This is a genomic window from Natrinema longum (assembly GCF_017352095.1).
GTDB classification, from domain to species: domain Archaea; phylum Halobacteriota; class Halobacteria; order Halobacteriales; family Natrialbaceae; genus Natrinema; species Natrinema longum.
This window is the reverse complement of sequence record NZ_CP071463.1, coordinates 3,091,605-3,106,948: the sequence shown is the minus strand read 5'-3', so window position 1 is coordinate 3,106,948 and position 15,344 is coordinate 3,091,605. Positions and strand designations below refer to the sequence as shown.

At 62.0% G+C, this 15,344-nt stretch carries 12 protein-coding genes and 1 tRNA gene; 4 read left to right on the top strand and 9 right to left on the bottom strand.

From position 1 onward, the window contains the following. Position 1 precedes the first annotated feature (1 nt). Both J0X27_RS15295 and J0X27_RS15290 read right to left on the bottom strand, forming a co-directional pair. A complete protein-coding gene (locus tag J0X27_RS15295) occupies positions 2-2,053 on the bottom strand; it encodes a type II secretion system F family protein (protein ID WP_207270013.1) in 2,052 nt (683 codons plus the stop codon). Continuing rightward, entirely contained in the window at positions 2,050-5,634 is a 3,585-nt protein-coding gene (locus J0X27_RS15290) for a type II/IV secretion system ATPase subunit (RefSeq protein ID WP_207270012.1), read from the bottom strand. The genes J0X27_RS15295 and J0X27_RS15290 overlap by 4 nt, the downstream gene beginning before the upstream one ends. Positions 5,635-5,964: 330 nt before the next feature. On the opposite strand from J0X27_RS15290, the gene J0X27_RS15285 reads away from it, so the two are divergent. Together J0X27_RS15285 and J0X27_RS15280 are read left to right on the top strand one after the other, a co-directional pair. Continuing rightward, the gene (locus tag J0X27_RS15285) at positions 5,965-6,732 is read left to right on the top strand and encodes an SDR family NAD(P)-dependent oxidoreductase (RefSeq protein WP_207270011.1); all 768 of its coding nucleotides are present in this window, start codon (positions 5,965-5,967) and stop codon (positions 6,730-6,732) included. Positions 6,733-6,897: 165 nt separating this feature from the next. Next, positions 6,898-8,139 (top strand): acyl-CoA dehydrogenase family protein, encoded by a 1,242-nt coding sequence (locus tag J0X27_RS15280; protein ID WP_207270010.1) that lies wholly within the window; start codon positions 6,898-6,900, stop codon positions 8,137-8,139. 340 nt (positions 8,140-8,479) lie between these two features. On the opposite strand, the gene J0X27_RS15275 is transcribed toward J0X27_RS15280, so the two are convergent. Next, positions 8,480-8,552, bottom strand: a tRNA-Arg gene (locus J0X27_RS15275). Between the two features lie 15 nt (positions 8,553-8,567). Further along, on the bottom strand, positions 8,568-8,879 hold the full coding sequence (gene tatA, locus J0X27_RS15270) for a twin-arginine translocase TatA/TatE family subunit (protein WP_207270009.1): 312 nt from the start codon (positions 8,877-8,879) through the stop codon (positions 8,568-8,570). A 192-nt stretch (positions 8,880-9,071) separates the two neighbouring features. On the opposite strand from tatA, the gene J0X27_RS15265 reads away from it, so the two are divergent. Both J0X27_RS15265 and J0X27_RS15260 read left to right on the top strand, forming a co-directional pair. Next, entirely contained in the window at positions 9,072-9,566 is a 495-nt protein-coding gene (locus J0X27_RS15265) for a DUF5804 family protein (protein WP_207270008.1), read from the top strand. 81 nt (positions 9,567-9,647) lie between these two features. Continuing rightward, the gene (locus J0X27_RS15260; RefSeq protein WP_097379844.1) at positions 9,648-9,875 is read left to right on the top strand and encodes a hypothetical protein; all 228 of its coding nucleotides are present in this window, start codon (positions 9,648-9,650) and stop codon (positions 9,873-9,875) included. A 140-nt stretch (positions 9,876-10,015) separates the two neighbouring features. On the opposite strand, the gene J0X27_RS15255 is transcribed toward J0X27_RS15260, so the two are convergent. The 5 genes from J0X27_RS15255 to acs all read right to left on the bottom strand — a co-directional run bounded on the left by J0X27_RS15255 (position 10,016) and on the right by acs (position 15,030). After that, complete coding sequence (locus J0X27_RS15255; RefSeq protein WP_207270007.1) at positions 10,016-10,234, bottom strand: DUF8119 family protein; 219 nt, start codon at positions 10,232-10,234, stop codon at positions 10,016-10,018. A gap of 86 nt (positions 10,235-10,320) precedes the next feature. Then, a complete protein-coding gene (locus tag J0X27_RS15250) occupies positions 10,321-10,782 on the bottom strand; it encodes a universal stress protein (RefSeq protein ID WP_207270006.1) in 462 nt (153 codons plus the stop codon). 2 nt (positions 10,783-10,784) lie between these two features. After that, on the bottom strand, positions 10,785-12,530 hold the full coding sequence (locus J0X27_RS15245) for a sodium:solute symporter family transporter (RefSeq protein ID WP_207270005.1): 1,746 nt from the start codon (positions 12,528-12,530) through the stop codon (positions 10,785-10,787). Continuing rightward, positions 12,527-12,979, bottom strand: coding sequence for a DUF4212 domain-containing protein (locus J0X27_RS15240; RefSeq protein WP_207270004.1), 453 nt, complete (start codon positions 12,977-12,979; stop codon positions 12,527-12,529). Before J0X27_RS15240 ends, J0X27_RS15245 begins: the two co-directional genes overlap by 4 nt. A gap of 71 nt (positions 12,980-13,050) precedes the next feature. After that, positions 13,051-15,030: an acetate--CoA ligase gene (gene acs, locus J0X27_RS15235; protein WP_207270003.1), complete on the bottom strand. Its 1,980-nt coding sequence runs from the start codon at positions 15,028-15,030 to the stop codon at positions 13,051-13,053. Between the last annotated feature and the right edge of the window lie 314 nt (positions 15,031-15,344).

Genomic DNA, 15,344 nt, shown 5'->3' with positions numbered 1-15,344 from the left:
GTTAGGCCACCAGCGTCCAACCGATGAGGGCGATCGCCGAGAGGCCGATCGCGTATTTCAACCCGCTCAATATGCTTGCATCGCGGATATAGCCGGCGATGAATCCGGAAATGATCCCCTGCAGCGTCACCGCATGGAAGAACAACACCGACAGCATATCGACGTTGACGTTCTCGCTGAAGTTTGCCTGCCCCATCCCGTCAGCGCCGCCACCGCCACCACCACTGGTCTCGAGGCCGGCCATCGTATCGATGAACTGTGTCTTGAGGATCGCGATCACTGCAAGCACCGTCATGAACGTCATGATAATGATCACGATCTGCATCCGGGTTCGTGACTTCCGTTCCCGTTCGATGTCGTCGTGGTTCTCGCTTGCAGTTGCGGCCGTCCGCAACACCTCGGAGATCTGGTTCGATGCCTCCTGTGCCTCGGTTATCAGACGGGTCGTCCTGGCGAGCCGTGGGATGTGGTACTTGTTGTTGAACTCGATGAGCGCCTCTTTGAGGCTCGTCCCGTAGTTGACCTTCGTGTGCATCTCCTCGAACTCGCGGGCTAGTTTCCCGCTGGTCGTATCGGAGACCGCTTTGAGCGACTCGAGTAGCGTCAGCCCGGTTTCGTTCGAACTCGAGAGCTTCCGGAGGTTCTCGGAGAGTTTGTTGACAATGGCGTTTCTGTACCGCACGTTCCACTCCCGGAAGATAGCGAGCGGGAGTGCGATGATATAGAACGGCAAGTAGAGATAGATGAACGTTCCCCAGATCGGTTTCTCCAGCAGTTCCTCCCAGGACATCGGTGCCATCCCGTTGACCATGGCCGTGACGACGACGACCAGTGCCGTCGGAACGGTCAACGCGAGCGTTACCAGCGGATTGTCCCGAAAGAACAAGTGGGGTTTCCGGAGGACTTCCATCGTCTCGTAGGTTCCCTCCCGGTTCTTGATCCGATCGAAGACGCTGTACGTCCCGGTGAACTGCTCGATGAGCCCGAGACTGAGCAACCCGCCTTCCTGGCCGGTTTCGGTCCGCTGATCGGTCGCTCCCATCGAGAGGTAACCGTCGCCGGGTTCGTCGTGTTTGACCGTGGAAACGAGGACGATAAAGCCGACGCCGATCATCGGAATCAGGCCGTAGACGACCATGTACAGCATCCGATTCGACACGTCCGCGCTCGGAATCATCTGCATGATGACCATGATGATGATCAACAACAGCGGGAACAGAGACAGCGTCATGTACATCTCGCCGAACAACTCGAGCGTCTCGAGAGTGAGCTCCTGTTCCTGCTTTGCAGTCCGCATGTGCTTTTCTTTCTTGTCCTCGAGAAAGCTCTCTATGTCACCGCCGCTGTTGACGATCGAGAGCATGTCCGTCAGGAACTGCGAGAGATCGTCGCTGGGGGTCTCGAGGGCCTGCTTTCTGATAGCAGTCCGGTAGTCGATGTCGAAGTACTCGGTCTCCTTGACGATACTCTGGAACTCCATTGCGACTTCGCCGTAGGTGTCGTCGGCCTGGGCCATCGCATCGATGATCTCGAGTTGGTTGAGGCCACCGACCGATAGCGCGTACATAAACGAGACGGCGTCGGTCAGCAGCATGTTGATTTCGCGTTTCCGGGCGGACGCACGCGAATAGGGGATCGCGACCATCGATCCGAACCCGATCAGAAAGCCGATCGAGCCCAATACGAGCCCCGTGAAGAAGACGATCGCCGGAACGCGAAGCAGTTCGATGAGATCGAGGAGCAGTCCGTGACCGACCGGAATACCGATGAGCGTCTCGTTTTCGAGGAGACCGAAGGCGAAGACGCCATAGCCCAGGAGGAGGCCGATCAGCCAGAGACTCGCTCCGCTGATAAAGCCGATCCCGAGTGCTCGAGAGAGGTACAACTCGACCGTGTCCGTCATCCGGGCCTGTGCCAGTTTCGTTTCGACCTCGGAGACGAACTCGCTGTCCTCACCGAACAGCCGTTCGTACAGCGGATAGAACCGATCACCGAGCGCGTCGGAACTGGCGGACATGCCCGAGCCGCCACTGTCTTGCGTTTGGAGGCTCATGAGTCGCTCTCCTCGTCGCTTCCGTCAGCGTCGAACATGCTTCCGGTGTCGTCAGCCACGGATTCGTCGGCAGCGTCGTCTTTGAAGATCGACGCGTCGTCGCTCGAGTCAGCGCCGTCGAACATCGAACCGTCATCGTCGGCCGCGTCCGCAGTATCGTCCTCGCTGAAGATGGAATCGGATTCGTCGCCGAAGATCGATTCGCCGTCGTCGTCGACCTCGTCAGTCGTCGGCTCCGCTGCCGAATCCGTGTCGTCCGGCGGCCCCTCGGTACCGTCGTCGATTTCGATCGTCGGCGGTTCCCGTTTCTCGCTCGTGGGTTCCCCGGCAGTGTCGGCTTCGCCCGTCTCCTCGTCGTCGCTCGTCGGCTCTCCATCGTCCTCGAGTTGCTCGCTGAAGTCACCGGTCGACGCGTTGTCACCCGATTCCGGATCGAAGATCGAATCGACGTCGTCGTCCGAGAACATCGAATCGATTTCGTCGACGTCCGATCCACGTGTCGCCGTCGACCCCTCGCGTGTCGGTGCCGTCACCTGGCCCTGATCGCCGATCTCGTCGATGGTTTCGCCCATATCGCCGAACAGTCCACCGAGATCTCCGTCCTCGGCGTCGTCGGACGGGAGTACCGTCGAGTCGCCCGCTGTCGATCCTGCAGTGTCACCAGTCCCGGTTTCTCGGTTCGAGTCGGCAGGCAACGTGGCGTCTCGGTCCGCCGTCGACGCCGGCGGAGCGGTGCCCGATTCGGCTCCGGAATCGGAGTCAGTAGTTGGTTCCCCAGTGGATTCGCTACCGGCTGTGGCAGGGACGGTATCTGTGGGCTCGCTATCGTCGCTCTCGATGTCGAATCCGCTGTCGTCGCTCAGCCATGCCGGCTCGTTACCGCCCGCCCCGCCGTCGCCAGCTTCGACCGCGAACTCGGCCGAGCCGTCGCCCAGCTCCCACGTTTCTTCGTCGACGGACTCGTCGAGAGCGCTGTCGAATTCGAAGTCATCCGTATCACCACGGTCGACTTCGATCGGATCGTCCGATTCGATGTTGCCGAGCGCGCTCGCGAGGCCGCTTGGAACCTCGCCGCGAAACTCCTCGAACACCGATTCCTCGGCCCGTTCGAGGAGATCAGTCGAGAGGTTGTACGTCTCGTCCGTCGCCTCGGGACGGGGAACGAGCTCTTCTTTCTCCTGATCGACGTCGATCAGGACACTTTCCATCTCGCGGAGGTCTTCGAGGCTGTCCTCGAGTTGGCCGTTCGCGATGAGGGTAAGGATGGTATCGGGATCGTTGATGAACGCCTGCACCGTTGCAGCGACCTGGGCGTACGTATTGAGCCCGTTCTTGATGAGGTACGCGAGAATGACTTCGCGTTTGAACAGTTCCTCCTCGAGTTTCTCTTTGCTCCACCCGCGGTCGAACTGGATCTCCTGTAAGGTGTTCGAGTCCCCCATCTTGAGGAACTCGTCGGTTTCGGCTTGCCACTGGTAGACGTCCTGGACGTTGATCTCGTCGTGTTCGGCCTCGTAGTGGTTGATTTCGGTCAGTGATTTGTTCCGGCGCACCTTGTTCCCCTGCACTCGCGTCTGGGTCTGGATCGAGACCAGATCCAGTGCCGTGAACATCGTCTTCGAGACGTTGATCGGGTCCGTGGTGAATCGCTTGAGGACCTCGTCGACCGAGTCGGCGTGGAACGTGGTGTAGGTCGTGTGACCAGTCGACATGACCTGGAACAGCGTCCGCCCTTCTTCACCACGGATCTCACCCATGACGATGTAGTCGGGTCGCTGGCGCAACGCGGCCTCGAGCAGGTCGAACTCGTCGACGTCGCCTTGCTCGTCGTCGGAGAAGGAGGGGCGGGTGACGCTGGCGATCCAGTTTCGCTGTGGGAGTTCGACCTCGCGGGTGTCCTCGATGGAGACGATCTTCGCGTTCGAGGGGATAAACAGCGAGACGGCGTTCAGCGAGGTGGTCTTCCCGGATGCAGTACCACCGGCGAAGATCAGGCTCTTGTGGTTCTCGATCGCGAGCCAGAGGAACGCCATCTCGTCCAGACTAAACGTGTTCCAGTTGATGAGGTCGATCGGGGTGAAGGGGACGTCTTTGAACTGGCGGATGGTGTAGTTGGTCCCGTGGTCGGAGACTTCCTTGCCGAGCGTAAGTTGTGCACGCGAGCCGTCGGGCAACGTCGCGTCGACCTGTGGAAGCCGTTTACTGATCCCTTTCCCCGACCGCTGGGCGAGTTTGACGACGAAGTCGTCGAGTTCGTCCTCGCCGTGGTAGATGTTCGAGATGATCTGTTCGTACTCGGAGTGGTAGACGAACACTGGCGAGTTGTAGCCGTCGACCGAGATGTCCTCGACGTTGATGTCGTGTTTGATCCCGTCGATGCGCTCGTAGCCGATGAAGTTACGCTTGAGTCGGTACAGGAGCTTCTCGACCTGGTACTCGCTTAGCGTGTCCGGGTCCTCCTCGAGGATGACCGGCTCCGGTCGGACCTCGATTCCCTGAAGTTGTCCCGGGCCGTCGTTCTCGATCGTTGCATCCTCCTCGTCGTCGAGCAGTCCCTGCAGCGTCTGGAAAATACCCTCGGACGCATCGCCGGAGGTGGCCTCGAAGAGGTCGTACCGTTTGAGTAACCGTCGGGTTTCGTCCTCGATAACGGTTCGGCGGCCGTCCTCGCTCGTCTTCTCCTTGATTCCCTCCTCGGAGTATTTGATCGCCTTCCTGAGTTTGCCCGAGAGGAACTCCTGGAGTTCCGTCTCGATCTCGTTCTGGTAGGGCTCGATCATGTAGTATTTCTTCTCGTTTTCCTTCTCCGAGTGGAAAATGACGACATAGGCGTAGGGTTTGTTGACCCAGTAGCGCTCGACCTCACGGAAGTGTGACTTCTTCTCGAAGGGAACGGCCTTCTCGAGGTCGTACCGGTTGGAAACGGTGGTGTTACCCGCGGCCGTCGAGAAGAACTCGTCCTCGTCGAGTTCCTCCTGGACGTTGACGGTTCGTTCCTCGACGATGTCGTCGACCGCGAGTGCGGCGTCGTTGCCGGCGGCAAGACGGTCCGTCAACGTGTCGGGATCGAAGCCAAGCGCCTCCGATTTGTCGAGCGACGATGCGTCGTCGTCGTAGCCGTACTCCCGTTTGTAGTGTTCCCAGGTCCAGATGTCCTTGACGACCGGGGTCGTCTCCGGATCGACGTACTTCTGGACGATGGGGTAGAGCGTGGCAGCGTTGTCGCCGGCGATGGGCAGCAGTTGCTCCTCGAGGTCGTCCGGGTGATAGCCGAGGTACGATTCCGGATCGAACTCGACTCGGTCCCAGTCGTCCCCGCTGGGGGCTGTCGATCCGACTTCGCCGGTATCGAGCCCGAGTTGGCCGTCCGTTCCCGTGTTGTCGTCGGGATACAGGGAGGAGACCTCGTCGCCGTACCCGTGCTCGTCCATGAACTCTTCCCAGGTGTACTCGCCGACTCTGACCGCTGAACCAGATATCAACTTACTTTCATTAAGGCGCTTGTCTTCCGATTCAGGGTCGGATGCCTCCCCCTCAGAAAAGTCCCCGGCATCCGACTGGTCAGCCTCGTCAATAGCCATTGAGTTCACACTAACCCTCCCCCTTCAAAAAACTCATCCGCCAATTACCAGTTCTGATAATCCCCGTACCAACTATTTTTTACGATATGACACGAGTTGGTGCAAAGTTTAGTTAGGTAATTGGTATGTTCCGCCGAGTCGCAGTTGCGAGTACTCGAAACGCAGTGGTATTCGACGGCGGATCGAGGCGAGGCCGAGCGGAGCGCAGATGGCTTGTCTACGCCACGTTTGGCCGTCGTTGGGGAACCCATGGTACTCCAGGGGCCGAGAATCACTCGAGCCACGAACTGTGCCAAAGCTTGAGGACGGTGCCGCCGAAACGGAGGACCGATGAGCGACCTATTCGATCTCGACGGACGAGTTGCAGTGGTGACGGGCGGCGGACGTGGCATCGGCCGTGCGATCGCCATCGAACTGGCGAACGCAGGCGCTGCCGTCGTCCCGAGTGCCCGATCGACGGACGAAATCGAAGCCGTCGCCGGGGAGATTCGGGAGTCAGGTGGGGACGCAGTCGCCGTCTCCGCGGACGTAACGGATTCGACCGACGTCAGTGACGTCATCGATCGGGCGGCGGCCGAATTCGGCGGCGTCGATGTCGTCGTCAACAACGCGGGTTTCAATCCCGACGACGCGCTCGGCCGGCCCGAAGAGGTCGATACCGAGAGCCTCGATCGCGTGCTCGACGTTAATTTGAATGGCGCGTACGAGGTCACGCACGCGGCGGCGGATTACCTCCTCGAGAGCGACGGCGGCTCGGTGATCAACGTCGCGAGCGTCGGCGGTCTGGTCGGCCTCCCACGCCAACATCCCTACGTCGCCTCCAAACACGGACTGGTCGGACTCACGAAAAGCATGTCGCTGGACTGGGCCCCCGACGTCCGGGTCAACGCCGTTGCGCCCGGCTACGTCTCGACGGAACTGACTGCAGACCTCGAGGAGAACGACCGGCTGCGCCAATCGATCGTCGATCGAACGCCGTTAGACCGGTTCGCCGACCCCTCTGAGATCGCCGGCCCCGTCGTCTTCCTCGCGAGCGAGGCCGCCGGCTACGTAACCGGCTCCGTACTCGCGGCCGACGGCGGCTGGACGGCACGATAATCGTACAGGCTCGTCTCCCGTGTTCCGGAACCTCCGGAATCGATATCTCCCAGCTCGAACCGATCAGGTTCGGTCCCTCCAGTTCACCATCAAAAATCATGGGGATAGTTGCGACCGCGTGGGTGTTCTCCCAACGCTTAGCCTTCGATCGGGGGAATCCCTACTATGCGCTACAATGACAGTGACCAGGCACGCGAGGTCGCCGACCGTGCCAACGCATTGATGGAGGAGGTCGTTCTGCCGATCGAGCGCGAACGGGCCGGTGGGATGGCCGTTTCGAGTGGCACCATCGCGGACCTCCGCGAGGCCGCTCGCGAATACGACGTGTACGCCCCGCAGATCCCCGAGGAGTACGGCGGCATGGGGCTGAGTTTCCGGGACTCGCTGCCGGCCTTCGAGGAAGCCGGCCGCAGCCTCCTCGGACAGATCGCGATGCGGGTCGACGCCCCCGACGAGGGGAACATGCACCTCCTCGAGCTGGCCGGCGACGACCTGCAGAAAGAGACCTACCTCGAGCCACTCGTTCAAGGTGAGATCAAGTCCGGGTTCTCGATGACCGAGCCGATGCAGGGTGCGGGCTCGGATCCGAAGATGATCCAGACGGTCGCCGAGAAAGACGGCGACGAGTGGGTCATCGACGGCCACAAGTGGTGGACGACACAGGGCGTCGAAGCGGACGTTTTGATCGTCCTCGCCCGAACCGACCCCGACGCCCACCCCTACGAGGGGTGTTCGCTGTTTCTCGTCCCGAGCGATGCCGACGGGGTCGACGTCGTTCGCGACGTCCCCCACATGGGCGGGGGAAGCCACGGTGCCTCGCACGCCGAGATCCGCTACGATAACGTCCGCGTTCCCGAGGAACACCTGCTCGGCGAGTTGAACCAGGGCTTCGTCCACGCCCAGGAACGACTCGGTCCGGCGCGACTGACCCACTGCATGCGCTACTCCGGGATGGCCCAGCGCTCGCTCGACATCGCGAAAGCCTACCTGAGCGAGCGCGAGGGGTTCGACTCCCATCTCTCGGACAAGCAGTCCCTTCGCCACCGGATCGCCGACGCCGAGACGAAACTCCACATGGCCCGGACGGGCATCCGCGACGCCGCCGACCGGATCGCCGCCGGCGACGAGGCCCGCGTCCCCGTCTCGATGTGCAAGGTGTTCACTGCGAACGTTACCCAGGATGCCATCGACCTCGCGGTGCAGTGTTGCGGTGCGAACGGCATCGGCAAGGACCTCCCGCTCTCGGAGTTCTACGAGTCGGTGCGCCAGTTCCGCATCGTCGACGGCGCAGACGAGGTCCACCGCCGCGTCATCGCCCGCGCTGCCTTCGAGGACGTCCCCGAGGAGGAACTCGAGGTGCTGACCCGCTTCGGTGAGCCCAACCGCGAACGGGGCGGGAACCACTGACGGAACGATCACTAGCGACGGTCCGCATCGACGATCGGGACGGCGCTCGCCGGATCGCACTGGAAGGATCGGGTATAGTAGCGACTGAAAGTCATTGCGCACCTGATCGCACGACAGCGTTGCGATCAGTGTGTGACTCGTTTCAGTTGCTACTATAGGTCACGACTAGTGGGGGTCACGATCGACTCGAGCCGGAGTCCCCGCTGTGGGTCGCGTGCTGGCTCGAGGTCTCGTTCCCGGGATTCACGAGCGAAGCCCACTGCGGGCGTGTGACAGGCTTCGAACTATCCGACCATCGCTTGCTGACGCGCGTCCCACTGTGTGAGCGGGGGCAGGAGAACGGGCGTGGCGGGATTCGAACCCACGATCAGAAGGTTAGGAACCTCCTGCCCTATCCGCTAGGCCACACGCCCAGCGCGAAAAGAACGTTAGTTGGTTTCCGTTTCGGTGTTCGTCTCGCCCTCGCTGGTGACGGGCTCCGTATCGACGAACTCGTCGTCCTCGTTGAGGTCGGCCTCGGTTTTGTCGCCTTCGAACTCGCCGGTTTCGCGCATTTCTTCGAGTTCCGTTTCTACCTTCTCGCGACCTTTCTGGAACTCACCCATCGCCTCACCGGTCGACCGTGCCAGCTTCGGGATCTTGTTCGCTCCGAAGAGCAAGATCGCGATGATGAGAATGATGGCGAGTTCCGGAGGCCCCATGCCGCCGGGAATGAACAGCGGTGCAATTTCGGCTACCATCTCTATGCGTGGCTTACCCGCTGGCAATTATAACCTTTTTGGACCACTCAGGTAAACAAGACCCCGAGACAGTCCGTTTGAGAACGAAATTCGGGGCGAACCGTTCGACCGGCAGCAGTATCTACGGACACCGACACCGGTACCATCCGGAAGCCGAAACCCACATTACACCGTCGGTCCCACCACAGCGTAGTGACCCGCGTCTGTCTGATCGGCGAGGCCGGGACCAACCTCCAGTACGAGTTGCTTTCCCGCGAAACGGCCCGGGAAGCGCTTTCGACCTACGATTTGGAGCGCCCCTTCGAGAACTCGCTTGCCGTCCGAACCGTCAGCCTCGGTGCTGCCGTCTCGCTGTTGAACGATCTGAACTGGTATCTCACACGGTTCGTCGACGAAGTACTCGTGTCCGAGCCCAGCGTCAGCGATCGAGAGTGGCTCTCGCGGCCGCTGGCGATCCGGCTCCGAAACGGCGATATCGAGCCCGACGATACCGCGGAATTTTGCAAGATCTACGGCCTCGAGCGCATCGACCCGGACTCGGAGCCGACTGCCGACGCCGGGCAGACCTATCGACTCGTCGAACCGCTGTACGTTCGGCGGGTCGACGGCGACCGACCGGAGTACGACCTCCGGGACGTCGAAGAGACGCTCGTCGTCCGTCTGACGGAAACCGAATACTCCTCCTAAGGTCCCTGGGGAGTCGCCGGTCGTCGCGCCGACGAGCGTGGAACAGCATAGCTATTAGGTAGCATACGATCAATGGTACCTATGAGCAACGAGCCAAGCGAGGAGCGGTGGTCGACGTTCACGGAGGGATTCGTCGTTCCGATCGCCGGACTACTTGCGCTGCTGTTCGCCACGATGGCGGGAATGAGCGTGCTACCCGCCCTGTCCGGTTCGCCGTCGGATCTGGCGACGCCGGTCATTTTCGCCGCCGTCGCCCTGCTGAGTTTCCGCGTGCGACAGCGGGCGATCGCGGCCCGTGAGGACGGGTGAGACGGACTCCTGTCCGTCAGTGACGGCGCAACCGCACGGCGGTTCGGGGTTGCGCCGAGACATCGGGACAGCAGACCGTATGGGGCGCGAGCGACCGATACCCATCGCCGCTGCACCGGTTCCAAGAACGACTCCTGCCGTTACTGCTGTTTGGCCTGCTTGAGCGAGAAGAAAAAGCCGAAGTAGGCGACGACGCCTGCGAGCATGAACATGTAGAAGACCCATCTGGGAGCGTCGGTAAAGACGAAATCGAAGAGGAAGCTCACGAGCGCGACCCAGACGACGGCGAACAGCAGGTCGTAGATCATGCCGGATCCGTTGTCCTCGACGTGTTCACGCAGGCGATCGACGACGCTCATCGCGGGTAACCTCCTGTCCGTGTGGATAGTGGCCGTGTCATGTCGAAAGAATCGGGTCGGTCGTAAGTTACTCTTGTGCGTCCGAGTCAGTCCTCGCCCTCGTAGTCGACGACCAGCACGGGGACGTGCGTCGAGCGAAGCACGCGCTCGGTGACGCTCCCGAGCAGTGCTCGCCGGACGCCGGAGCGGCCGTGACTGCCGATCACGATGAGGTCGATGTCGTTGTCCTCGGCGTAGTCGGCGATCATTCGGTGGGGCTCGCCACCGGCGTGGCGCTCGTGGGCAGTCAGGCCGGCCGTCTCGGCCGCGTCCGTGACGTAGCCGGTCGCCTCCTCGGCGTCCTCGCGTAGCTCCGTCATTCCCTCGAACTGGCCCTGTCGGATCCGGTCGACCTGCTCGGTACCCAGCCCGTACGCGATCGCGTCGGTGTCGGCGACGAACAGCGCGTGGACCTCCGCGTCGTTCTGCTGGGCAATCTCGATCGCGTGATCGACCGCTGCTTCCGCGACTTTACTCCCGTCGGTCGGAACGAGTATGCGCTCGTACATGATTAGTCGTCCGCAGGTGCGTTTCCGTCCCGGTTCTTCTCGGCGACGATGTCCGCCGCGGTCTTGTCACTCGGCATCGGATCGGGGCTGTGACACTGCCGGACCATCTGTTTGGTCTCGAGTGGCGGCTCGGTGGTCACGAGCGAGACGGCGATCGTCACTGCGAACACGATCGGCGTGCCGATGAGTGCCGAGCCAATGGCCGGCATCCACGTCGAGATTGCCTCGATGCCGAGACCCGCACCACCGTTGACGAGGCCGAAGTTACCCTCGTTGATCATGGGGATGAACCAGACGACGATGCCGGTCACCATGCCGCTGAGGGCACCCTGCCGGTTCGTGTTCTCCCACCAGAGTCCGAGGAAGAACATCGGGAACAGCACGATGGCTGCAAGCGAGAACGCGAACCCGACCAGGGCCGCGATCGGCTGCTGGGGGTTCAACGCGAAGATGATCGTGAGCAGACCGATCAGGATGATGCTCAGGCGACCGACGAGCACCTGCTGGCGCTGCGTCGCGTCTTCGTTGATGATGTTCGCGTAGATGTCGTGGGAAATCGCGGACGAGGCGGCGATGAACAGGCCGGCCGTCGTCGCGACCGCTGCGGCGATGCCACCCGCCGCGACGAAGCCGACGAACCACTCCGGAAGGCCGGCGAGCTGTGCGGCCAACACGACGAGGACGTCACCGGCGGCGCTCGTCATGCCGGGATCGCCGTAGACGGCACCGATCTGATCGCCGTACAGCGCGGTCCCGATCGCAGCGAAGGCGGGCGCGCTGAGGTACAGCAGCGAGATGAAGAACAGCCCCCAGGTACACGACCAGCGGGCGACGCGTTCGTTCTTGACCGTGTAGAACCTGACCAGCACGTGGGGCAGTCCACACGTCCCGAAGACCAGGCTGAAACAGGTCGCGACCCACAGGTAGTAGCTCCCGCCCGCGAACGGGGCCGAGAACTCGGCCGCGAGACTGTCGATCATCATCCCGTACTGGAGCTGGGGGAGCACCGTGGTGAAGCCGCCCGCCCAGCCGGTCGCGACCAGCCCGAGCAGGAACGCGACGATGAGGATGACGTACTGCAGGACCATGTTCTTGGTCGCGCCGAGCATCCCCGACAGCGAGAGGTAGGCGACGGTGATGACCATGAAGACGACCATCATCGTCTGGTATGCAGTCAGCAAGCCGCCGGTGAGCGCCGACCAGTCACCGAGGATGTACAGCCCGACGAGCCCCATCCCGCGAGCCTGACCGAGCGCGTAGACGAACCCGATCAGGAACGTGGTGAGCGCCGCGAGGGCGCGTGCGGTGTCGGAATTGAATCGGTCGCCGACGAAGTCCGGTGCGGTGTACTTCCCGAACCGCCGCATCTGGGCGGCCATGAAGATCAGCAGGATGAAGTAGCCCGTCGTCCAGCCGATGACGTACGCGAGGCCGTAGACGCCTGCTGTCGCGACCGTTGCAGCCACGCCGAGGTACGTCGCCGCTGACATCCAGTTGGCCCCGATGGCCATTCCGTTCTCGATGTTCCCGATCGACCGACCGGCGACCCACATGTCGTCGGTGTCGGCGACCTGGAACATGAAGCCGGCAACGATGAACAGCAACATCATCCCGATGACGATGATCGCCGGCAGGGCTTTGAACGAGACGTTCAGATTCTCCGGGAGTAGTTCGGAACCCGACTGCAGCGGCATCAATTCCGCCGCGCCGATCGCGAGGTCCGCCACCAGTGGGGCAGCGTCGATCATTCGTCGACACCTCCGTCAGTCGCGGCCGCGTCGTCCGGGACGGTGTCGGTCGTCTCCGGTTCGACGACGCCCTGTTCGATTCCGTACTTCTCGTCGATCTGGTCGCGCTTTCGCGCATACCACACCGAAAGGACGAGCGCTGCTCCCGGCCCGACGATCGCGAGCAGGAAGTAGTGCAACGGGAAGCCGATCAGTGGCATCGACTGCGTCATCGTATCGGGCGCGAGACGCGTCGCCGTAATCGGCGCGAACGTCGTCAACACCCAGATGCCAAAGCCGATCCAGATGATCCGCAGGTGATCCCGCATGAACGGGGTCGCCGGCTTCAAGAGGTTGATCTCGACGTCCATGTAGTCGATTTGCTGTTCGCGCTCGACGTCGCTCATCCCGCCGTCGGTCGCTATGTCGCGGGAACCGTCTTCCGTATCGTGATTGGTGTTATCTGGCATAGTTTCGTGTAGCGTCTGTCGATCAGTGTCGTTTCGTTGTGTCGAAATATCGGTGTTCTACCCGGACCGCCTCAGTCCGAGTCGACCTGTGCTGCGATGTCGTCGACGACCTCGGGATTGCGCAGCGTCGAGGTGTTCCCGAGTTCGTTCCCGCTCGCGATGTCCTCGAGCAGGCGACGCATGATCTTGCCCGACCGCGTCTTGGGCAGTTCGGGCGTGAAGATGATCTCTTCGGGCTTGGCGATCGGCCCGATCGAGTCGAGGACGGCCTCCATGGCCTTCTCCTCGAGTTCGTCGTCTCGATCCTCGTAGCCGTCTTCGGGGATGGCGTAGACGTAGACCGCTTCGCCTTTGACCTCGTGGTCGCCACCGACGACGGCGGCTTCGGCGATCCCTTCGACGCCGACGACGGCCGACTCGATTTCCATGGTTCCCAGCCGGTGGCCGGAGACGTTGATCACGTCGTCGACCCGGCCGAGGACGGTGATGAAGCCGTCGTCGTCGATCTTAGCGCCGTCTTCGGGGAAGTAGACCCACTCGTCGGCGTCCGGATCGGAGTACTCCTGCCAGTACTCCGAGATGAACCGGTCGTCGTTGTTGTACAGCGTGCGGAGCATGCCGGGCCACGGGTTGTTGACCGTGACGTACCCGGCCTGTCCGGCGTCGACCTCCTCACCCTGCGCGTCGACGACGCGGGCGTCGATCCCCGGCAGCGGCGGCCCCGCGGAGCCGGGTTTCATCGTGTTGATTCCCGGGAGCGTGGTGATCATCATCCCCCCGGTCTCGGTCTGCCACCAGGTGTCGACGATCGGGCACTCCTCGTTGCCGATGTGCTTGTAGTACCACTTCCACGCACGCGGATTGATCGGTTCCCCGACGGTGCCGAGCAAGCGCAGCGAGGAGAGGTCGTGGTTCTGCGTGTACTCCTCGCCCCACTTCATGAACGCACGGATGGCCGTCGGCGCGGTGTAGAAGATGTCGACCTCGTTCTTCTCGACGATCTCCCAGAGCCGATCCTTGTCGGGATAGTCCGGCGTTCCCTCGTACATCACCGACGTCGTGCCCAGCGCGAGCGGGCCGTAGACGATGTAGGAGTGGCCGGTAATCCAGCCGATGTCCGCCGAACACCAGTAGGTGTCGTCGGCCTCGATGTCAAGCACCGCGTGGCTCGTCCAGGCGCTGTACGCGAGGTAGCCACCCGTCGTGTGCTTGACCCCCTTTGGCTTCCCGGTCGTCCCCGAGGTGTACATCAGGAACAGCATGTCCTCGGCGTCCCGCGAGACCGGCTCCACCGTCGCCCCCTCGTGGTCGGCCACCAGCTCGTCGTAGTCGTGCTGGTTATCCGCGAGGTCGTGCTCCAAGTCGTCGCCCAGTCGGTCGACGACCACGACGTCGGAGACCTCGTGCTCGACGCCCTCGAGGCCCTCGTTGGCCTTCGAGATGTGATCGAGCGCGTCCCCGCGACGGTAGTAGCCGTCGCAGGTGACCAGGTACTCGCTGTCGGCGGAGTTCATCCGGGTCGCCAGCGCGTCGGCCGAGAAGCCGGCGAAAACGACGCTGTGAGGTGCGCCGATCCGGGCACACGCAAGCATCGCGATCGGCAACTCCGGAATCATCGGCATGTACAGCGTGACGACGTCGTCCTCTTCGACGCCGAGGTCTCGCAGGGTCGCGGCGAAGTCCTCGACCTCGTCTAGGAGTTCCGCGTAGGTGAACGTCCGCGTCTCGCCGAGTTCTCCCTCCCACTCGATCGCGACGCTGTCGCCGGCACCGTCTTCGACGTGCCGGTCGAGGCAGTTGTACGAGGCGTTGAGTTCCCCGCCGGTAAACCACTCGTAGAACGGGGCGTTTCCGTCCTCGAGTACCGAGTCGTACGCCTCGTCCCACGTGAGCAGATCGGCTGCCCGCTCCCAACACTCCGGCCAGTTCTCCTCGAACTCGTCGTAGATCCCCGGATCCGTAACGTTTGCCTGCTCGACGAACGACTCGGGAGGGTCGAACGCCTCCTGTTCTTCGAGTCGTGCCTCGAGATTGGCATCGTCCTGTGACATGGTCCATCCACATCATTGATAACCATGATAGTAAAGCCGGCCTCTAGTTGTGCAAAACCGATCGGATTCTCACAGGGTGATCTAGCAGATCCGTAGTGTATTAATACGCGAGAGAGGGTCATCGTCCGCGATATATTCGGCCATTGCCGGTGAGAGGGGCCGCGATTCGTGATGAAGTCCCAGTATGTGGGACGATTCCGTCCGCTTCAGGGCGTGGCCCTAGAGAGCTAGTATCTATCCCAGACGTTGACTGTCGCTCGGACTGATAATCACTCCGAAATCGATGCGACAGAACCGTGAGAGGCCGCGAGTAC